A 20,690-nucleotide genomic window follows, 5' to 3' on the forward strand; every position below is an offset into this window, starting at 1 on the left:
CAAGCGGGCCCCGCAGGGCATGCGGGGGAATGGGACCGCACGCCCTGCACCCTGCTGCGCTGCGGCGCCCCATCGCGGAAAAGCAGCGCCCCGGCCCTATTCCACGAACAGCAGTGCCGGCGTTTCGAGCAGCGCACGCATGGCCTGGATGAACTGGGCGGCGTGCAGCCCATCGACCACGCGGTGATCGAACGAGGACGACAGGTTCATCAAGAGGCGCCCCACGACCTGCCCCTCGCGCAGCATGGGGCGCAGGGCGATGCGGTTGACGCCGACGATGGCCACTTCGGGGTGGTTGATGACGGGCGTGCTGGCAATGCCGCCGAGCGCCCCCAGGCTTGTCAGCGTGATGGTCGAACCCGACAGCGCCGCGCGCACCGCCTTGCCGCTGCGCGCGTCCTCGGCCACGCGCGCGATGCCGGCCGCGCAGGCCCACAGGTCGAGCGCCTCGGCGTGGCGCAGCACCGGCACCATGAGGCCGAGCACGGTCTGCGTGGCGACGCCCAGGTGCACGGCCGCATGGCGCGTGACCACGCCGGCCTCGTCGTCAAAGCGCGCATTGATCTGTGGAAACTCGCGCAGCGCCAGCACCATGGCGCGCACCAGGAAGGGAAGCAGTGTGAGCTTGCCACGCGCCGCACCGTACCGTGCGTTGAGCTCGGCACGCAGCGCCTCGAGCGCGGTCACGTCGATTTCTTCGACGTAGCTGAAGTGCGGGATGCGGCGCTTGGACTCCTGCATCTTCAGCGCAATCTTGCGGCGCAGCCCGATGACGGGAACGGCCTCTTCGCCCTCGCGCTCGGCATAGGCCGTCGGACCCGCCTGTGGCGCCGGCCGGCTGGCCAGCAGATAGGCGTCGAGGTCGGCGTGCTGGATGCGTCCGGCCAGGCCGCTGCCGTGCACCTCGTGCAGCGCAATGCCCAAGTCCCGCGCGCGATGGCGCACAGCGGGTGCGGCCAGCGCGCGCTCGGCGGCCTGCGGCGCTGCCGCTTCGGCACGCGACGCTGGCGGGAGTCGCGCCGCAGCAGGTGCTGACACGGGCGCAGCCGCCGGCGGGGTTGCCGCCGCGCTGGCCGTGGCCGCTGGCGACGGTACCGGGGCAGACGCGGCTGCAGGAGCGGGCGCGCTGCCCTGGAGGTTGCCCGCGTCTTCCACCTCCAGCCGCAGCAGCTCGGAGCCCACGGCCAGCGACTGGCCCACCTCGCCGCCGCGCGCCAGCACCTTGCCGGCCCGCGGCGACGGGATCTCGACCGTGGCCTTGTCGGTCATCACGTCGGCCAGCGGCTGGTCGGCGGCCACGGTGTCGCCCGGCTGCACATGCCAGGCCACCAGCTCGACCTCGGCAATGCCCTCGCCAATGTCGGGCACCCGGATGGCGTAGAGACCCATGGTCATGCCTCCACCGTGCGTTGCAAGGCCGCGCCCACGCGCGCCGGGCCCGGAAAGTAGGCCCATTCCTGGGCGTGCGGGTAGGGCGTGTCCCAGCCGGTCACGCGCTCGATCGGGGCTTCGAGGTGGTAGAAGCAGTGTTGCTGCACCAGCGCGACCAGTTCGCCGCCAAAGCCGCCGGTGCCGGTGGCCTCGTGCACGACGACGCAGCGGCCGGTCTTCTTCACCGACGCCACGACGGTGTCCAGGTCCAGGGGCCAGAGGGTGCGCAGGTCGATGATCTCGGCATCGATGCCGGTCTCGCGTGCCGCGCATTCGGACACCCAGACCATGGTGCCGTAAGTGAGCACAGTGACCGCGCTGCCGGGCCGGAACACAGCGGCGCTGCCGAGCGGCACCGTGTAGTGGCCCGTGGGCACCTTGCCCAGCGTATGCTGGGACCAGGGCACGACCGGGCGGTCGTGGTGGCCGTCGAACGGACCGTTGTAGAGGCGCTTGGGCTCCAGGAAGATGACCGGGTCGTCGTTCTCGATGGACGCGATCAGCAGGCCCTTGGCGTCGTAAGGGTTGCTGGGCATGACCGTGCGCAGCCCGCAGACATGCACGAACAGCGCCTCGGGGCTCTGGCTGTGCGTCTGCCCGCCATAGATGCCGCCGCCGCAGGGCATGCGGATGGTGATGGGCGCGGTGAAATCGCCCGCGGAGCGGTGGCGCAGCCGCGCCGCTTCGGAGACGATCTGGTCCATGGCCGGGTAGAAATAGTCGGCGAACTGGATCTCGACCACGGGCCGCAGCCCGTAGGCGCCCATGCCCACGGCCGTGCCGACGATGCCACCCTCGGAGATCGGCGCGTCGAAACAGCGCGACGTGCCGTACTTGGCCTGCAAACCTTCGGTGACGCGGAACACGCCGCCGAAATAGCCCACGTCCTGGCCATAGACGATGACCTGGGCATCGCGCTCCATCGCCACGTCCATGGCCGAGCGCAGCGCCTGGATCATGGTCATGGGAACGGTCTCTGCCGGGGCGCCCGGCTCCGGGGACTCTTGTGCGCGCGCTGCCATGGCTCAGACCCCCAGCTGCTGGCGCTGGCGGCGCAGGTGCGCGGGCAGCTCCTGGTAGACATCGTCGAACATGGTGGCGGCGCTCGGCACACGGCCGTCGAGCAGCGTGCCGTGGCTCTCGGCCTCCTTCTGCGCCGCGACCACCTCGGCCTCCAGCTCCTGCTGGGCCTGCGCATGGCGCTCGTCGGACCAGGCGCCGAGGGCGATCAGGTGCTGCTTCAGGCGCGCGATCGGGTCGCCCAGCGGAAAGCGCTGCCAATCGTCGGCCGGGCGGTATTTGGAAGGGTCGTCGGACGTGGAGTGCGGCCCGGCCCGGTAGGTCACCCATTCGATCAGCGTGGGGCCGTGGTTGCCGCGTGCGCGCTCTGCCGCCCACTGCGAGGCCGCGTACACCGCGAGGAAGTCGTTGCCATCGACGCGCAGCGAGGCGATGCCGCAGCCCACGCCGCGCGCAGCAAAGGTGGTGCCCTCGCCACCGGCAATCGACTGGAAGGTGGAGATGGCCCACTGGTTGTTGACCACGTTGAGGATGACGGGCGCGCGGTAGACATGGGCGAAGGTCAGCGCCGTGTGGAAGTCGGATTCGGCCGTGGCACCGTCGCCGATCCAGCCCGAGGCGATCTTCGTGTCGCCCTGGATGGCCGACGCCATGGCCCAGCCCACGGCCTGCACGAACTGCGTGGCCAGGTTGCCCGAGATCGAGAAGAAGCCTGCCCGCTTGTACGAATACATGACGGGCAGCTGCCGCCCCTTGAGCGGGTCGCGCTCGTTGCTCATGAGCTGGCAGACCATCTCGGACAGCGGAATGTCGTCGCGCGCCAGCAGCAGGCCCTGCTGGCGGTAGGTCGGGAAGCACATGTCGCCCGGCGCCAGCGCCAGCGCATGCGCCACCGCGATCGCTTCCTCGCCGAGGCACTGGATGTAGAACGAGAGCTTCTTCTGGCGCTGCGCGATCAGCATGCGCGCGTCGAAAATGCGCGTCTTGAGCATGGCGCGCAGGCCCCGGCGCAGGCGCTCGGGCGCGAGGGCCACGGCCCAGGGCCCGACGGCACGGCCCTCGGGGTCGAGCACGCGCACCAAGTGGTTGGCGAGGTCGGCCGTGTCGGCAGCGGGGGTGTCGATCGGCGGACGCCGCACCGCGCCCGCGGGCGAGACGCTGAGGTAGGAAAAATCGGTCTTGCAACCGGGCCGCCCCGTCGGCTCCGGCACATGCAGCCGCAGGGCTGGGTGCTGGTTCATCCACGGTCTCCATGCGCAACGCTGTCGCGCCCGGCACAAGGATAGGCCCGCACCGCCCCGATCGGCCCATGGGCATGATGCGAGTGGGGTCAGCGAGCGATTTTCCCCTGCACGCCTTCGACCAGCCAGTTCATCTGCAGGATCTGCGCATCGGTCAGCGCCTGACCGCGCGCGATGACCTCGCGCCCGGTGTTGTCGCGCACGGCCGCCTGGGTGGCGCGAAACGGATGCAGCTTGCCCGCGCCAATGTCCTTTTGGCGTGCCAGCACTTCCTGCTGCACGGCAGCGGGCACTTGGGAGCCAAAGCCTTCCACGCGGATCATGCCTTCGCGCACACCGCCCCAGACATCGCCGCTTTTCCAGCTGCCGTCCAGTACGGCGCGCGCGCGCTGCGTGTAGTAGCCGCCCCACTGGTGCGTGACGGCCACGATCTGCGCGTCAGGCCCGACGCTGCGCATGTCCGAGTGGTAGGCCACGGCGAGCTTGCCGCGCTCCTGGGCGGCGGCCATCACCGCGGTCGATGCGGTGTGGAACGAGACCACGTCCACGCCCTGGTTGAACAGCGCCATGGCGGCATCGCGCTCGCGCGGCGGGTCGAACCAGGTGTCCAGCCAGACCAGCTTGACCGTTGCCTTCGGGTTCACCGAGCGCATGCCAAGCGTGAACGCGTTGATGCCCTGCAGCACCTCAGGGATGGGAAAGCCCGCCACATAGCCCGCCACGCCGGTCTGACTCATGCGCCCGGCCGCGATGCCGGCCAGGTAGCGGCCCTCGTAGTAGCGTGCATTGGCCGTGGCCACATTGGGCGCCTGCTTGTAGCCGGTGATGGACTCGAACTTCACGTTCGGAAAATCCTGCGCCACCTTGAGCGTGGGCTCCATGTAGCCAAAGCTGGTCGTGAAAATGAGCCGGTGCCCGGTCTGCGCCAGGTCGCGGATCACGCGCTCGGCGTCAGCGCCCTCGGGCACGCTTTCGACAAAAGTCGTCTCGACCCGCCTGCCCAGCGCCGCCTCTACGGCACGCCGCCCTTGGTCATGCTGGCGCGTCCAGCCGGCGTCGAGCACCGGCGTGACATAGACAAAGCCGATCCGCAGCGGTTCTTTGGGCGGCGCCTTGGCGGCCGGGGTCTGGGAAAAAACGGGGAAGAAAAAACAGGCGGCCGCGAGCGCAGCTGCGAGGTTTTTGTACATGGTGTTCCTCTACATGGTCCTGGATGAAAAACGAAAAAGCCGCAGGACAACAGCCTTTCCGTGGGAAAAACGCAAGCAGTGCGTGGAGGGAGTTTGCTAGGGGATTACTCCCGCGCAATGAAAGCGATGTTGCAACAATGTCGAGATAAGGGTCACCTCAGGCGCAGCGCCTGCGATGCCGCGCCCAGGCGGAAGGCGCCGACCACATCGGCTAGGCGCGATGCCTGATCCTTGAGGCTTTCGGCCGCGGCCGTGGACTCTTCCACCAGTGCGGCATTCTGCTGCGTCATCTGGTCGAGCTGGCTCACCGCCACGTTCACCTGGCCAATGCCCTGGCTCTGCTCGGATGCCGCGGCGCTGATCTCCCCGATGATGTCGGAAACACGGCCCACGGAGCTGACGATATCGGTCATGGTGCTGCCGGCATCCCGCACCAGCGCCGCACCCGACTCCACCTTCTCCACCGAGACGCCAATCAGCGTCTTGATCTCCTTCGCCGCCTGGGCAGAACGCTGCGCCAGCGAGCGCACTTCGCTGGCCACCACCGCGAAACCGCGCCCCTGTTCTCCCGCACGGGCGGCCTCTACCGCCGCGTTGAGCGCAAGGATGTTGGTCTGGAACGCAATGCCGTCGATGGTGCCGATGATGTCCGAGATTTTCTTGCTGCTGGCGTTGATCTCATCCATGGTGCTGACGACCTGGGCCACCACCGTGCCCCCACGTTGCGCCACCTGCGCGGCCGACGCTGCCAGCTGGTTGGCCTGCATGGCAGAGTCCGCACTCTGGCGTACGGTACTTGTGAGCTCTTCCATCGAGCTGGCGGTCTCTTGCAAGCTGCTGGCGGTCTGCTCGGTGCGTGCGCTCAGGTCCTGGTTGCCCGTCGCGATCTGGGTGCTGGCGGTGGAGATGCTGTCCACCACGCCGCGCACCTGCGACATGGACGTGTGCAATTCGGTGCGCATCACATCCAGCGCACGCAGCAGGCGGCCGGTTTCATCGCCAGCGTAGCTCGACTGGAGCGCTCCCGTGAGGTCCATGCCGGCGATCGACTCGGCAATCGCCTCGGCCTGGCGCAGCGGGCGCGTGATGCTGGTGGCCAGCAGCCAGGCCAGCAAGGCCCCCAGCAGCAGCGAAACGCCCGTGCAGATCGCCAACAGCATAGAGGTCTGGGCACGCAGTTCTTCGCTGTGTTTGCCTGCCGCATCCAGCTCGGTGCGCTGGGCGTCCACCATCTGTTGCACCCCAGCGAGGTAACTGCGCGACGTGGGCTCGAACCGCTCGTTGAAGACCTTGTTGGCGCCTTCGGCGTCACCGGCCTGCTTGAGTTTGCTCACTTCTTCGCGGGCTGCAAGGTAGTTTTTGCGCAACTCGGCCACCTTGGCAAACAGCTGCTTTTTTTCTGGCGTATCCATCTTGGATTCGATGAACTTCTGCAATTCATTGGTTTCCTTGATCGACGCGGCCGTGGCCGGAGCGAAATACGGAATCAGGTCGGCATCGCTGCTCTTGGCAATGGCCGCCGCGCGCTGTACGCCCGATGTGGTGTGGCGCAACCAGTCGGAGCCTGCACGCTCCGCCTTGATGTTGCCATTGACCATGGCGTCGATCTCTTTGCCCAGCTGGCTCAGCTTGACCACCGCCACCACGCTGCTGGCCAGAAACAATGCCAGGATCAGACCCAGCACCACGGCCAAGCGCTTGCCGATGGAAAGTTGATTGAGAAACATGGAACGACTCCGATAAGGAACAAGGCTGAGGGTGCGCGCAGACAACAGCCGCCGGGCGAGCGACATACCGCGCCACGCTACAACCTGCCAATCGACGCGTACAAAACCTCACAATTCTAGTTTTTTCCAGGGTTTACCCGAAAACTCATTGCGCCCTCCAACGCCACGGATGGGTCGCAAGCCGGTGTCTGAGCCCGTGTTTCCACAGGCAATTTGCCGTTCCACCCGATTTTTTCCGGTGCCTCGCAGTGTTGCGCGGCAAACACATCGCAGCCGCACAACACCAGCCTTTTCGCCACAGCTCAGCCGTCGTGCGCGACAAAACGCTCGAAGGTTTCCTTGAGTTTGTGCTCCCACAAACGCTTGTCGGAATTGCTGGCAAAGCTCGCCTCAAAGCTGTTCAAAGCAAGCTGGTAGGCATCCTGCGCGGTCATGCCTGTGGCCGCAAACACCTGCGTGAAGTTTTCGTTGATGTAGCCACCAAAGTAGGCTGGGTCGTCGGAATTGACGGTGGCGGCCAGCCCTGCTTCCAGCAGCTTGCCCAGGTTGTGGTCTGCAAGGTTCGGGAACACGCGCAGTTTCTGGTTCGACAGCGGACACACGGTGAGCGCAATACGGTCCTGCGCAAGGCGCCGCATCAGCACAGCGTCATGCACTGCCTGCACGCCATGGTCGATGCGTTCGACCTTCAGCACATCCAACGCGCTCCAGATATAGGCCGGAGGGCCTTCCTCTCCCGCATGGGCCACAAGGTGCAGGCCCAGTTCGCGGCAACGTGCGAACACCCGCGCAAACTTCTCGGGCGGGTGTCCGACCTCGCTCGAATCGAGCCCCACGCCCACGATCCTGTCGAGGACCGGCAATGCCTGCTCGAGGGTTTCAAAGGCCGACTCCTCACTCAGGTGGCGCAGGAAGCACAGGATCAGCGCGGCGCTGATGCCCAGCTCGGCGCGCGCATCGGCGCAGGCGCGGTGCAGGCCATTGACCACGGCCGCCATCGGTACGCCGCGCGCCGTGTGGGTTTGCGGGTCGAAGAAAATTTCCGTATGCACTACGTTATCGATAGCAGCCCGCGCAAGATAGGCGCGGGCCATGTCGTAAAAGTCCTGCTCATGCAACAGCACGCTGGCGCCGGCGTAATAAATGTCGAGAAAGCTCTGCAGGTTGCTGAACGCATAGGCGCTGCGCAGCTCCTCCACGCTGGCGTAGGGCAGCGGCACGCCGTTGCGCTGTGCCAGGGCAAAGATCAGCTCGGGCTCCAGCGAGCCCTCGATGTGGATGTGCAGCTCGGCCTTGGGCATGCTGCACAGCAGTGCCGGCAGCCGGTGCGTGGCGATGGGCGGGACCTGGAACATCAGCAGACTCCAAAGGTGGTGCCGCTGGCCTTGAGGAAGCGGCGGTAGGCCGACGAGGCCTTGTCGGCGGCGGTATGCAGCTCGGCGAGCAGGTCCAGCGGCAGGCGCTTGGGATTCTGCGACTCGAGCACCGGCTGGTCCTGCGTGAAGATGGTGTGCTGGAAGGCCTGCAGCTTGGCATCGGGCGAATCGAAATCGGCCACGGCCAGGCGAAACCACACGCGGCTGCTTTCGGGCGTGAGCGGGCAGACATCAAGCGCGATCGACTCGCGCCAGCCCTGCACGGCCGTCGAGCCCTCTTCCGGCACCTTGGTCAGCACGGCGGTATACGGGCCGGTGACTTCATAGGTGTATTCGACCTGCGCCGGCGCCGTGGAATGCAGGTTGGACTGCGGCTGCCAGGCCTTGCAGCCCGTGGCGCGCAGGCCGGTGGGCGTCGGCTCGACGCGGTAGTCGTCGATCGCGGTGGCCGCGCGCGTGCCGAGCCAGCCTTCGTGGACGAAGCCAAAATGCGACATGTCGAGAAAATTCTCGATGATGCGCGGCGCGCTGGCGGCCACATCGTAGGGCCCGCAGTTGAGCTTGCGCAGGCGCGCGTCGCTCTCGGCCTCGAAGGCGGGCAGGCCCGCCGTGCCCGCTTCCAACCGCACCCAGACCAGGCCCTGGGCCTCGCAGGCTTCAAAGCGGTGCGCACAGTGTGCGGCGGAAGGCGTGAAGGTGGGCAGCGCCGGCACGTGTACGCACTGGCCGCTGGCGGCGAACTGCCAGCCGTGGTACGGGCACCCCAGCTTGCCGTCGTGCACGCGGCCCAGCGACAGGCGGGCGCCGCGGTGCGGGCACTGGTCGGCAAAGGCCTGCAGCGCGCCGGTGCCGTCGCGCCACAGCACCACATCGCGCTGCAGCAGGCGCACGGGCACGGGGGCCTGCGCCACGTCATTCGACAGCGCCACCGGGTGCCACAGGGTTGCTTCCATCATGGGAATTTCCTTAAGAAAAAAGGGCCGCCTGCTGGCGGCCCTGGTGCGTGCGGTGGGGCGCGCGCTCTCTTACTTCTTGTCGCCGCCCGGGACCTTGCCTTCCACGCCCTTGACGTAGAAGTTGATGCCGCCGAGGAACTTGTCGTCGGCGACCGCGTCCTTGGCGATCACTTCCGTACCGCTGTTGTCGAGGATCGGGCCCTTCCAGATCGCAAAGCTGCCGTCCTTCAGGCCCTTCTTGACTTCATCGACCTTGGCCTTGGTTTCGGCGGGCACGTCTTCGGCAATCGACACCATGTCGATTGCCCCTTCCTTCACGCCCCACCAGGCCTGGCCGGTGCTCCAGGTGCCATCGAGCACGTCCTTGACGGCCTTGGTGTAGTAAGGCGCCCAGTTGATGATGGCCGAGCCCAGGTGGGCCTTGGGGCCGTAGGCGGTCATGTCGGAGTCCCAGCCGAAAGCGCGCTTGCCCTTTTCCTGCGCCGTCTTGAGCACGGCGGGCGAGTCGGTGTTCTGGAACAGGATGTCGGCGCCGCCGTTGATCAGCGAGGTGGCGGCTTCGGTTTCCTTGGGCGGGCTGAACCATTCGTTGACCCAGACCACCTTGGTCGTGATCTTGGGATTGACCGACTGCGCCCCCAGCGTGAAGCTGTTGATGTTGCGGATGACCTCGGGAATCGGCACCGAACCCACCACGCCCAGGGTGTTGGACTGGGTCATGGCGCCCGCGATCACGCCGGCCAGGTAGGCGCCTTCGTAGGTGCGGCTGTCGTAGGTGCGCAGGTTGGGCGCCGTCTTGTAGCCGGTGGCGTGCTCGAACTTGACGTCCGGATTGTCCGCCGCCACCTTCACCATCGACTCCATGTAGCCAAACGTGGTGCCGAAAATCAGCTTGTTGCCCTGGCCGACGAAGTCGCGCAGCACGCGCTCGGCGTCGGCAGACTCGGGGACGCTTTCGACAAACGTGGTCGCGATCCGGTCGCCAAACTCTTTTTCCAGCGCCTTGCGGGCGTTGTCGTGCGCGTACGACCAGCCGCCGTCGCCCACGGGGCCGACATAGGCAAAGGCAATCTTCAGCGGCTCCGCCTTGGGTGCAGGGGCGGCCGCAGGCGCCGCTGCAGGCGGTGCCGGCTCCTCCTTCTTGCCACAGCCCACCAGCGCGACGGCGGCGACGGCGGACAGCGCCGTCGCCTTGAGCAGGGAGCGTTTTTGAAGATCGGTCATGGTCTTTTCCTTAAAGGGTTCTCTGGATACAACAGGGGAAAGAGGCGGGGCATCGCAACGCTGCGTGCCGGTGGCTGCTCGGGTAAGCCCCGCAAATATAGGAAAAAAACACCGGGGTTTTCGCGGGTTCTCCCGAAAACGACAGTCTGGCCGGTCGCAGGCGCCCAGAAGAAAGGCCCTGCAGGGCCGCTCTTGCTCGGGCGTCGCGCTTATTTCGCGCCAGGCACCTTGCCTTCGACGCCGTGGACGTAGAAATCGATGCCGGTCAGGAAGGCGTTGTCGCCGACCTTGCCCGCGGGCAGCACTTCCTTGCCGGCGTTGTCCTGGATGGGGCCGGTCCAGACATGGAAGCTCTCGTCCTTCATGCCCGCCTTGGCCTTCGCGACCCGGTCCTTGATCTCCTGGGGCACGTCGTCGGCGATCTTCACGAGGTCCATCGCACCTTCCTTGACGCCCCACCAGAACGAGCCGCCTTCCCACTTGCCGTCGAGCGTGTCCTGGGTGACCTTGGTGTAGTACGGTGTCCAGTCGATCACGGCCGAGCCCAGGTGGGCCTGGGGCGCGAAGGCGCTCATGTCGCCGTCCTTGCCGAAGGCGCGGACACCGCGCTCCTGCGCCGTCTTGAGCACGGCAGGCGAGTTGGTGTTCTGGTACATCACGTCGACACCGCCATTGATCAGGCTGGTCGCAGCTTCAGACTCCTTGGGCGGGCTGAACCACTCGTTCACCCACACCACCTTGGCCTTGATGGCCGGGTCCACGCTTTGCGCACCGAGCACAAAGCTGTTGATGTTGCGCACCACTTCCGGGATCGGCACGGACGCCACCACGCCGATGGTCTTGGTCTTGGTCATGCCGCCCGCCACGATGCCGGCGAGGTACGCGCCTTCGAAGGTCTTGGTGTCGTAGGTCGCCACGTTGCCAGCGGTCTTGTAGCCGGTGGCGTGCTCGAACTTCACGTCCTTCAGGTCTGCGGCCGCCTTCTGCACAAACTCCTGATAGCCAAAGCTCGTCGCAAACACCAGCTTGCTGCCCTGGCCGGCCATGTCGCGCATCACGCGCTCGGAGTCGGCACTTTCGGGCACGCTTTCGACGAAGGAGGTTTCGATCCGGTCACCGAATTTTTCCTGGATGGCGCGGCGGCCCAGCTCGTGCTGGTAGGTCCAGCCGCCGTCGCCCACGGGGCTCACGTACATGAAAGCGATCTTCAGCGGCTCGCTCTTGGCAGGCGCCTCGGCCCCCGGGGCTGCGGCGGGAGCGACCTCCTCCTTCTTGCCACAGCCCACCAGGGCGGCAACTGCCACGGCGGTCAGTGCGACCGTCTGGAGCAGCGAGCGTTTCTGCAGATTCGTCATTGGATTTCCTTGCGAGTAAAAAAAACGGGGAACGGCTGGCTCAGGAGCCCGGATAGAACGGTTTGCCGAGCGAGGCCGGCATGTTGACGCGAATCCAGGTCGGATTGCGCGAAATGAGCGCCAGCACCACGATGGTGGCCACATAGGGCAGCATGCTCAATAGCTGGCTGGCCACCTGCACGCCTGTGGCCTGCAGATGGAACTGCAGCATGGTCACGCCGCCGAACAGGTAGGCGCCCAGCAGCACGCGCGCCGGCCGCCAGGTGGCAAAGGTTGTGAGCGCCAGCGCGATCCAGCCGCGGCCCGCCACCATGCCTTCGACCCACAGCGGCGTGTAGACGGTGGAAATGTACGCACCGGCCAGGCCGCACAAGGCGCCGCCCGCCATCACGGCGGCCAGTCGGATGCGGCGCACCGGGTAGCCCAGTGCATGCGCCGATTGCGGCGACTCGCCCACCGAGCGCAGCACCAGCCCCGCGCGCGAGCGGTACAGGAACCACACGAGCGCGGCGGCAAAGGCGATCGTCAGGTATACCAGCGGGTGCTGGCGAAACAGCGCGGGCCCGGCGAGCGGAAGGTCGCCGAGCACGGGGATGGCGTATTTGGGCAGCTCGGGCAGCTTGGCCTGCACATACTGGATGCCGGCAAAGGCCGAAAAGCCCACGCCAAACAGCGACAGGGCCAGCCCCGTGGCGTACTGGTTGGTGCCCAGCCAGATGACCAGCACGCCGAAGATGGCGGCCAAGAACGCGCCCGCGGCCATGCCGGCGGCAAAGCCCAGCCAAGTATTGCCTGTGTGCACCACGGTGGCAAAGCCGGCGATGGCGGCGCACAGCATCATGCCCTCGGCCCCCAGATTGACGATGCCGGCCTTCTCGTTGATGAGCAGGCCTAAAGCGGCAATGGCCAGCACGGTGCCCGCGCTCAGCGTGGCGCCGATCAGCAATGCATAGGATTCCATGTCAGAGCCCTCCCTTCAGGGCCGTGGGGGTGCGCACCCAGCGGATGCGGTAGGCGATCAAGGTGTCGCAGGCCAGCAGCGTGAACAGCAGCAGGCCCTGGAACACGCCCGTGAGCGACTTCGGCAAGCCCAGGCGCGACTGCGCCAGCTCGCCGCCGATGTAGAACATGCTCATCAGGATGGCGGAAAACACCATGCCCACCGGGTGCAGGCGCCCGACAAACGCGACGATGATGGCGGCAAAGCCGTAGCCGGCCGGCACATAGGGCGTGAGCTGGCCGATCGGCCCGGCCACTTCCAGGGCGCCCGCGAGGCCGGCCGCGCCGCCCGAGATCAGCAGTGCGGTCCACAGCGCGCGGCGCGTGGAAAAGCCCGCGTAGCGCGCCGCCGCCGGTGCCAGTCCACCGACTTGCAGCGCAAAGCCCGAGCGCGTGCGAAACAGGAACACCCACAGCGCCCCCGCGCCGGCCAGCGCCAGCAGCAGGCCGATGTTCATGCGCGAGCCGGCCATCAGGCGCGGAATCTGCGTTGCCTTCTCGAAGGTCTTGGTCTGCGGGAAGTTGTAGCCCATCGGATCCTTCCACGGCCCGAACACCAGGTAGCCCAGCACCAGCGTGGCCACGTACACCAGCATCAGGCTGACCAGGATTTCGTTGGCGTTGAAGCGGTCGCGCAGCAGGGCCACGAGGCCCGCCCAGACCATGCCGCCCAGCACGCCCGCGAGCAGCACCACCGGCATGATCCAGGGGCCGGTGGTCTTGTCGGCCAGCAGCGCCATGCCGCCGGCCGCGATGGCGCCCATGACGAACTGCCCTTCGGCGCCGATGTTCCAGATATTGGAGCGAAAGCACACGGCCAGGCCCAGCGCTATCAGCAAGAGCGGCGTGGCCTTGACCATCAGCTCGCCGAGCGCGTACGGCGACTTGATGGGCTCCCAGAAGAACACCTGCAGGCCGCGCACCGGGTCCTTGCCCAGGGCGGCGAACAGCGCGATGCCGATCAGCACCGTGATCGCCAGCGCCAGCAGCGGCGAGCCGTAGCTCCACCCGCGCGAGGCCTGGGGGCGGGGTTCAAGCTTGAGCATGGGGGGTCTCCTGGTCCAGTGCGTGCCGCTGCGCTGGGCTGCGGGCCAGGTGGGCCTGCACGTCGGCGTGCCACAGGCCACTCATCCACTCGCCAATGCGCTCGACCGTCGCTTCGGCGCGGTCCACCGAAGGCGACAGGTGGCCCTTGGCCATGACGTAGAGCCGGTCGCTGACGTCGAACAGCTCTTCGAGTTCTTCGCTGAGCACCAGCACGGCGCAGCCGGCGTCGCGCAGCGCCAAAATGGCGCTGCGGATCTGCTGCGCCGCGCCCACGTCCACCCCCCAGGTGGGCTGGGAGACGATGAGCAGCTTGGGGTTCGCGTCGATCTCACGGCCGACGATGAATTTCTGCAAGTTGCCTCCCGACAGCGACTGTGCCGCTGCATTCGGGCCGCCGGCCTTGACGCCAAAGCGCGCGATGATGCCCCGCGCCTGCGCCTGCAGCGCGCCCATGCCGATCCAGCCGAAAGCGCCCACGGCGTCGCTGCGCGTCAGCAGCAGGTTGTGCGCCAGGCCCATGCCGGGCACCGCGCCACGGCCCAGGCGCTCTTCCGGCACAAAGTGCAAACCCAAGGCGCGGCGTGCGCGCGGCGAAAGGCGCCCGGCGCGCCGGCCCGCCACCTGCACCATCGCCGGCTCGGCGCGGGGGTCTTCGCCCGAGAGCGCATACAGCAGCTCCTTCTGGCCGTTGCCCGACACCCCGGCAATGCCCACCACCTCGCCGGCGCACACCTCCAGTTGCAGGTCGAGCAGATCGACCCCAAACTGGTCGGCCCGCGGCAGGCTCAGGCCCTGCACGCGCAGCACGGCGGCGCCGGCGTGCACGGGGCGGTGCGTGAGCGCTGGGGGCTCGGCGCCGATCATCAGGCGCGAGAGCGAGGCGTTGGACTCTTCGGAGGGATTGCACACGCCCGTGACCTTGCCGCCGCGCAGCACCGTGCACGCGGTGCACAGGGCGCGGATCTCGTGCAGCTTGTGGCTGATGTACAGGATGCTGCAGCCCTCCGACGCAATCTTGCGCAGCACCACGAACAGCTTCTCGACCGCCTGGGGCGTCAGCACCGAAGTCGGTTCGTCGAGGATCAGCACCTTGGGATCGGTGAGCAAGGCACGGATGATCTCGACGCGCTGCATCTCGCCCACGCTGAGCGTGTGCACCGGGCGCAGCGGGTCGATGTCGAGGCCGTACTCGGCCGCCTTGGCCGTGATGCGCTGCGTCACTTCGGCCAGGCCCAGGCGCTTGTCCAGCCCCAGCCACACGTTCTCGGCCACCGAGAGCGTGTCGAACAGGCTGAAGTGCTGGAACACCATCGCAATGCCCAGGGCGCGCGCCTCCTGCGGGTTGCGCACCTGCACCGGCTGGCCGTTGAACGCCACCGTGCCCTCGTCGGGGCGGGTGGTGCCATAGATGATCTTCATCAGCGTGGACTTGCCCGCGCCGTTTTCGCCCAGCACGGCATGGATTTCGCCCGGCTGCACGGTCAGCGAAACGCCGCTGTTGGCCACCACGGCGGGGTAGCGCTTGGTGATGCCGGTCAGCTGCAGCCGCGGTGGCGGCGCGCCCGGGCTGGGAGAGGGTGCGGTGGAACTCATGCGGGCGATTGTCTCTCAGTTTGATTTTGGCATTCGATGAAATAGGCCTCTGGCGCAGCATGGACGTGCGCTGAAAGCTATTGTTTTCGTAGCGACTCCGCCACCGCCTTCACACAGTCGCGCAGCCACATGGCGGCGGCAGACTGGTGCGTGCGCGCATGCCACAGCTGGTAGTACATGAGCGGCGGAAAGGGCACGGGGCACGGCAGGATCGCCAGCGGCAGCTGCTCGGTGTAGCGCTCGCAGTACTGGCGCCCGGTGGTCAGCACCAGCAGGCTCGACGCCACGATGTCGGGGATGGCGCTGAAGTGCGCGCAGCGCGCCGTGATGCGGCGCGACAGGCCCAGGCTTTCCAGGTGCGCATCGATCACGCCCCGCGCCCCCGGGTGCGTGGGCGTGGGCGCAATGTGCTCGGCCGCCAGCCAGTCCTCCGGCTCCCAGCCGCGGCGCACGGCCGGGTGCTCGCAGCTGACCAGGCAGACCACTTCGTCGGCGAACAGGCGGCCCATGTGCAGGTCGCTCGGCGGCTGCGGCCAGTTGCCGATCACGACGTCGACCTCGCCCTGCTCCAGGTGCGCGTGGTAGTGCGCGTCGGGCGTCAGCGCCAGGATGTCGATGGGGCACAGCGGCGCCTCGGACTTGATGCGCGCCACCAGGCGCGGCAGGAAGCGGGGGTCGAGGTAGTCGCTGGCGGCCACGCGGAAGGTGCGCGTGGCGCTGCGCGGGTCAAAGCCGCGCGCGTCGGAGAAAAGCGCCTCGGCCGCGCGCAGGATGGCGCCGGCAGGCTCGACCATGCGCAGCGCCGCATCGGTGGGCAGCATGGCGGCGCCCGAGCGCACCAGCAGCGGATCGCCCGCCAGGTCGCGCAACCGCTTGAGGGCGCCGGACACGGCCGGCTGGTGCATGCCCAGGCGCACGGCGGCGCGCGAGACGCTGCGCTCGGTCAACACCGTGTGCAAGACCCGGATGAGGTGCAGGTCTATCTTGTCTAGAAGGGCTTGGTCTCTCATGGGGGATGGTGCTTCCGGTCTGGTGCGCAGGCCTGTGCGGCGCCGTCTTTCCAGGCCCGCAGGCGTGCCCCGCACTTCGTCCGAAGCGGCCAGCCCCGGGCGGCGGCCAATGTACCACTGGGCGGCACCGGGGCCGGCCCGCGTGCCTAAACGTCCACGGTCCGCGGCGCACCAGGCGCTGCGTGCACCACCACCTGGTTCCGGCCCGCGCGCTTGGCGTCGTAGCAGGCCATGTCGGCGGCATGCAGCACGGCCGCCACGCCGTGCGCGCGCGCGTCCAGCACCACCATGCCCACGCTCACGCCCAGCGTGAAGCTGCGGCCCTGGTACACGGGCTCCCAGCCCTGCACGGCCGCGCGCAGCTGCTCGGCCACCAGCGCGCCGTGCGCCGCCGTGCAGCCCGGCAGCACCACGGCAAATTCGTCGCCACCGAGCCGGGCGACCCAGCCGCTCTGGCGCACCTGGCCCTGCAGCAGCTGCGCCACATGGCACAGCACGTCGTCGCCCGCGCCGTGGCCGGCGACGTCGTTGACCACGGTGAAATGGTCGATGTCGAGGTGCAGGAACACGCCGTCGCAGGGCGCCGCATCGGGCGCTGCGGGCGGCGCGCCCTGCCCGGCGCGGTCCAGCCGCTCTGCCAGCAGCAGCTGCAGTCGCTGCTCGCAGCCCAGCCGGTTGGCCAGCTGGGTGAGCGGGTCGTGCGTGGCGGCCCAGGCGTTTTGCTGGCGCGCCTCGTGCGCCGCGGTCAGGTCGTCCAGCGTCCAGACGTTGCCGCCCTCGAGGCCTTCCACCCGCACACTGCGCCCTTGCACGCGCGCCCAGACGGCGCTGCCGTCCTTGCGCCGCAAGCGCACGTCGCCGGCATAGGCGCCGTGCGCGGCAAAGCCGGCGCGCACGCGGGCGGCGGTGTCGGCGTAGTCGGCGTCGGACAGGTAGAGCATGCGCAGAGGCCGGCCCCGCAACTCGGCCTGCGCATAGCCCAGCATCTGGCAGACCTGCCGACCCAGCACCTGCAGGCGGCCCTGGCGCGTCACCACGATGCCGATCGAGGCATGGTCCAGGATGGCCTGGAACTGTCCGCCCACGGCCTGCTGCAGGCGCGCCTGGTGCGCGCGCTGCCCCTGCAGCGCCTGCAGCACCTGCACCAGCGCATCGACCTCGCCCGGGGAGGCGGGCCAGGGCAGGTCGGCAGCCGCGTCGTCGTGCAGCAGCAGCGCGGCACGGTCGCGCAGGCGCTCCAGGGGCAGCAGCAGCCACCACAACAGCGCCACCGCGAGCGCTGCGCTGAGCGCAATGCCCGCTGCGGCCAGCCCCCAGGCGCGTTGCTGGGCGCCCTGCAGCGGCTGCAGCACCTGCGGCGTGTCGCTGACGCGCGCCACCATCCACTGCGGCAGCGGCATGCCGGCCATGCTGACGATGTGCCCGGGCAGCACCGTGGTGCTGCCCGGTCCCGGCACGGCGCGGGCCTGCGCCAGCCACTGCGCGTAGACCGCGGCGAGGCCGGGCTCGTCGCTCACATTGCCCATGACGCGCTCGGGATCGGAGTGCGACAGGATGGTGCCGTCGCGCGTGAACACCACCAGGCGCGAGTCGCTGCGCTGCGGCTGCGCGATGTAGGCGGGCAGCAGGCCCTGCGACTGCAAGCGCAGGGCGCCGGCCAGCGCCCCCGTCACCGCGCCGTCGGCGGCGTGCAGCGGCATGGTGAACATCACGCGCGCCTCGCTCGTGCCGCCGCCCACCAGTTCGGAGACCATGGGCTTGCCCCCGACCAGCGTGCGGCGCAGGTAATCGCGCTCGGCCGGGTCGAGGTTGGCCACGCCCTCGAGGCGGCCATGCTGCAGGTTCAGCCGCAGCTCGCCGTCCTTGCGCGCCACCTGCATGGAGTCGAAGAACTGCACGGCCGGCAGCCCCTGCTGCAGCACCCACTCGAGCGACGAAGGCGATTCGAGCATGTCCGTGGTGATGCCCGAGGCGACGGTGCGCAGCACTTTCTGGCTTTGTTCGATCTTGCTGGCCAGCAGCCGGGCCACCAGCTCGACCTCGTCGCCCTGCTGGTCCACCAGGCGCTGCACCGCTTCCTGGTCCGAAGCCCGGTCCACCAGCCAGCCTGCCAGCGTGCCCGACAAGACCACCAGCAAGGCGACCAGCACCGCGAGCTTGAGGGCCAGCGCGCCGGGCAGGGTCCAGGCCCCTGCCCCATCGGAAGATGGCGCAAGGTCTGGGGGTTTCACGGCCGCTCCGCGCAGGAAGCGTCCGCGTCGCGTGCAAAAACTGCAGGGGGCATGGTCGCAGAGAGGTGGAAGCGGGAGCACCCAATATACGCAGCCGCCCGCTCCCTTGCGTGGGGTCGAACCCTCAAAGGCCCCGAGGACAAACCCTGACAGCCACCCGCAGGCGCCCTCCACGCCGCGGCGGACTCAGCGGCCCGCGACCTGCTGCAGGATCTCGGGCAGTGGCAGCTGCAGCACAGCGCCCGTGCCCTTGATGAGCCCGCTCTCGCGCAGGTTGCGCAGCACGCGCGAAAACGTCTCGGGTGCAATGCCCAGTTGCGCCGCGATCAGGCGCTTGCGCTGGCACAGCGTCACGCTGGCGTGGCCCTGCGCATCGCGCTGTGCGTGCTGCAGCAGCCACTGCGCGCAGCGCGCTTCCGCATCCTGCGCCAGCCGGCTTACCGCCAGCTCGGTCTGCTGGCGGTAGCCCGAGGCCATGTCGCGCAGCAGCATCTGCGTCGACGCGGGCAGCATCTGGACCTCGTGCAAGAACACTTCCAGAGGCTGGCGCCGCAGCCGCACGCTGGTCTCGGCCACCATGTCCACCGCAGAGGGCAGCCCGAGCAGGGCCGAAGCGGCATCCAGCCAGAACGGGCCCTCCACGACGCCGAGCTGGTGGCGCATGTGGCCATCTTCCCGCACCCCCAGTACCACGCGCCCGCTTTCGAGGTGCAGCACCGAGGTCAGCTGCTGCTGGCGCTGGCGCAGCACCTCCCCTGCAGCGGCCATTTCGGGCGCGGCATGCAGGTCGGAGCTGGAGAAGGACAACATGGAGGCCACTGTGCCGGGCGACTTCCCTGCGCGCCTTGCGCAGGATCAAAAAAACGGGTGATGCAGGCACGCAACAGATTGTCTGTTTTGTATACAGCTTCCCGGCAATTGCCCGCGCAAAACGGCCCGGGAGCGGCAAAGTTACTTACCATCACACCCCGCCCAGCCGTGCGCGCACGGCTGGGCGCCCCTTTTGGGCCCCGCATTTCCCCCGCCGCCCTGTCGGCATCCTTTCCCTTTGCAGGAGTTTCAATGTCCAAAACCCTCATGGCGCTGAGCGCCGCCCTGCTGTGCGCCGGCGCAGCCCACGCCCAAAGCTCGGTGCAAGCCACCGGCCTGGTCGACCTCTATGTCGGCTCGCTGAAGTTCGCTGGCGACGCCAGCAGGAAAAACGTCGTCGACAGCGGCGGCCTGACCACGTCGTGGATTGGCTTCACGGGCACCGAAGACCTGGGCGGCGGCCTCAAGGCCCAGTTCAACCTGACCTCGTTCATGCGCGCCGACACCGGCACGCCCGGCCGCTTCGTGAACGACACGTTCTTCTCGCGCGACGCCAACGTGGCGCTGTCGGGCGCGTTCGGCTCGGTCCAGCTGGGTCGCGGCATGGCGCCCAACTTCCTGCCCACCATCGTGTCGAACCCGCTCGGTGATTCGTTCACGTTCTCGCCGCTGGTGCTGCACGCCAACGTGCCGCTGTTCAACGCCTCGGGCTGGCAAGGCACCACCCCGTCCGACACGGGCTGGTCCAACCAGGTCGTCTACAGCACGCCCGACATGGGCGGCCTCAAGGCCAACCTGCACTACCAGTTCGGCGAGCAGGCCGGCAGCAACGGAAAGAAGAACATCGGCCTGAACGCGCTGTACTTCAGCGGCCCGATCACGCTGACCGGCTTCTACGAGCGTGACCAGGTCAGCAACCCGGCCGTGCCCAACACGCTGCTGCCGAACACCCAGAAGAGCTGGATGCTGGGCGGCGCCTACGACTTCAGCGTCGCCAAGGCCTTCCTGAGCTATGGCCAGTCGTCCGCCGACGGCTCGAACATCAAGGCCAAGACCGGGCAGCTGGGCGCGTCGGTGCCGCTGGGCGCGGGCAAGGTGCTGGCCTCGTACGCGCAGACCAAGCTGTCGTCCACCGACATCTCGCGCAAGACCTTCACCGTGGGCTACGACTACAACCTGTCCAAGCGCACCGACGTGTACGCCATGGTCATGAACGACCGCATCACCGCGCAAACCACCGGCACCAGCTTCGGCGCCGGCATCCGCCACCGCTTCTGAGGCTGAAGGCGCCGGGCTGCAGCGCGCACGCCGCTGCAGCCCGGCGCTATGGGTGCGTTGCGCCATCAAAAAAGAGAGCGCCTTGCGCTTGCCCTGTCTGAGTTTCGGAGTGAAAAGCCTCTGAAATACAGCAGTGACAAGCGCAAGGCGCTCTCTTTTTTGATGATCGGAAGCACCGCGGCCCTGCCCCCGCAGGCACCGC

General features: G+C 68.0%; 16 protein-coding genes. 1 reads left to right on the forward strand and 15 read right to left on the reverse strand.

All coding sequences use genetic code 11. The features are described 5' to 3' along the window. Positions 1-96: 96 nt before the first annotated feature. From B2J86_RS03185 to B2J86_RS03255, 15 genes are all read right to left on the reverse strand, one after another. Positions 97-1,389 carry a dihydrolipoamide acetyltransferase family protein gene (locus B2J86_RS03185; RefSeq protein ID WP_173024707.1) on the reverse strand — a complete coding sequence of 431 codons (1,293 nt, stop codon included), beginning with the start codon at positions 1,387-1,389 and terminating at the stop codon, positions 97-99. Between the two features lie 2 nt (positions 1,390-1,391). After that, entirely contained in the window at positions 1,392-2,396 is a 1,005-nt protein-coding gene (locus B2J86_RS03190; protein ID WP_169168809.1) for an alpha-ketoacid dehydrogenase subunit beta, read from the reverse strand. Positions 2,397-2,456: 60 nt separating this feature from the next. Further along, on the reverse strand, positions 2,457-3,692 hold the full coding sequence (locus B2J86_RS03195) for a 3-methyl-2-oxobutanoate dehydrogenase (2-methylpropanoyl-transferring) subunit alpha (protein ID WP_173024708.1): 1,236 nt from the start codon (positions 3,690-3,692) through the stop codon (positions 2,457-2,459). Positions 3,693-3,781: 89 nt separating this feature from the next. After that, complete coding sequence (locus B2J86_RS03200; protein WP_173024709.1) at positions 3,782-4,882, reverse strand: BMP family ABC transporter substrate-binding protein; 1,101 nt, start codon at positions 4,880-4,882, stop codon at positions 3,782-3,784. Between the two features lie 152 nt (positions 4,883-5,034). Then, positions 5,035-6,609, reverse strand: a complete 1,575-nt coding sequence (locus B2J86_RS03205; RefSeq protein ID WP_169168812.1) for a methyl-accepting chemotaxis protein — start codon at positions 6,607-6,609, stop codon at positions 5,035-5,037. A gap of 302 nt (positions 6,610-6,911) precedes the next feature. Further along, entirely contained in the window at positions 6,912-7,964 is a 1,053-nt protein-coding gene (locus tag B2J86_RS03210) for an adenosine deaminase (RefSeq protein ID WP_169168813.1), read from the reverse strand. Then, positions 7,964-8,941 carry an aromatic ring-hydroxylating dioxygenase subunit alpha gene (locus tag B2J86_RS03215; RefSeq protein ID WP_173024710.1) on the reverse strand — a complete coding sequence of 326 codons (978 nt, stop codon included), beginning with the start codon at positions 8,939-8,941 and terminating at the stop codon, positions 7,964-7,966. Before B2J86_RS03215 ends, B2J86_RS03210 begins: the two co-directional genes overlap by 1 nt. Positions 8,942-9,010: 69 nt before the next feature. Then, positions 9,011-10,165, reverse strand: coding sequence for a BMP family ABC transporter substrate-binding protein (locus B2J86_RS03220; RefSeq protein WP_169168815.1), 1,155 nt, complete (start codon positions 10,163-10,165; stop codon positions 9,011-9,013). Positions 10,166-10,374: 209 nt separating this feature from the next. Further along, complete coding sequence (locus B2J86_RS03225; RefSeq protein ID WP_169634528.1) at positions 10,375-11,520, reverse strand: BMP family ABC transporter substrate-binding protein; 1,146 nt, start codon at positions 11,518-11,520, stop codon at positions 10,375-10,377. A 40-nt stretch (positions 11,521-11,560) separates the two neighbouring features. Next, complete coding sequence (locus B2J86_RS03230; RefSeq protein ID WP_169168817.1) at positions 11,561-12,481, reverse strand: ABC transporter permease; 921 nt, start codon at positions 12,479-12,481, stop codon at positions 11,561-11,563. Between the two features lies 1 nt (position 12,482). Then, positions 12,483-13,565: an ABC transporter permease gene (locus B2J86_RS03235; protein WP_169168818.1), complete on the reverse strand. Its 1,083-nt coding sequence runs from the start codon at positions 13,563-13,565 to the stop codon at positions 12,483-12,485. Continuing rightward, entirely contained in the window at positions 13,552-15,159 is a 1,608-nt protein-coding gene (locus tag B2J86_RS03240) for an ABC transporter ATP-binding protein (protein WP_173024711.1), read from the reverse strand. The genes B2J86_RS03235 and B2J86_RS03240 overlap by 14 nt, the downstream gene beginning before the upstream one ends. Positions 15,160-15,236: 77 nt before the next feature. Further along, complete coding sequence (locus tag B2J86_RS03245) at positions 15,237-16,169, reverse strand: LysR family transcriptional regulator (protein ID WP_169634530.1); 933 nt, start codon at positions 16,167-16,169, stop codon at positions 15,237-15,239. Between the two features lie 146 nt (positions 16,170-16,315). After that, positions 16,316-18,400, reverse strand: coding sequence for a diguanylate cyclase domain-containing protein (locus B2J86_RS03250; protein WP_371736080.1), 2,085 nt, complete (start codon positions 18,398-18,400; stop codon positions 16,316-16,318). 186 nt (positions 18,401-18,586) lie between these two features. After that, positions 18,587-19,210: a Crp/Fnr family transcriptional regulator gene (locus tag B2J86_RS03255; RefSeq protein ID WP_169168821.1), complete on the reverse strand. Its 624-nt coding sequence runs from the start codon at positions 19,208-19,210 to the stop codon at positions 18,587-18,589. A gap of 252 nt (positions 19,211-19,462) precedes the next feature. Between B2J86_RS03255 and B2J86_RS03260 the strand changes: the two genes are divergently transcribed. Continuing rightward, entirely contained in the window at positions 19,463-20,488 is a 1,026-nt protein-coding gene (locus B2J86_RS03260) for a porin (protein ID WP_169168822.1), read from the forward strand. The last annotated feature ends 202 nt before the right edge of the window (positions 20,489-20,690 follow it).

Source organism: Acidovorax sp. SRB_14, from assembly GCF_012932145.1.
Lineage (GTDB): Bacteria > Pseudomonadota > Gammaproteobacteria > Burkholderiales > Burkholderiaceae_C > Simplicispira.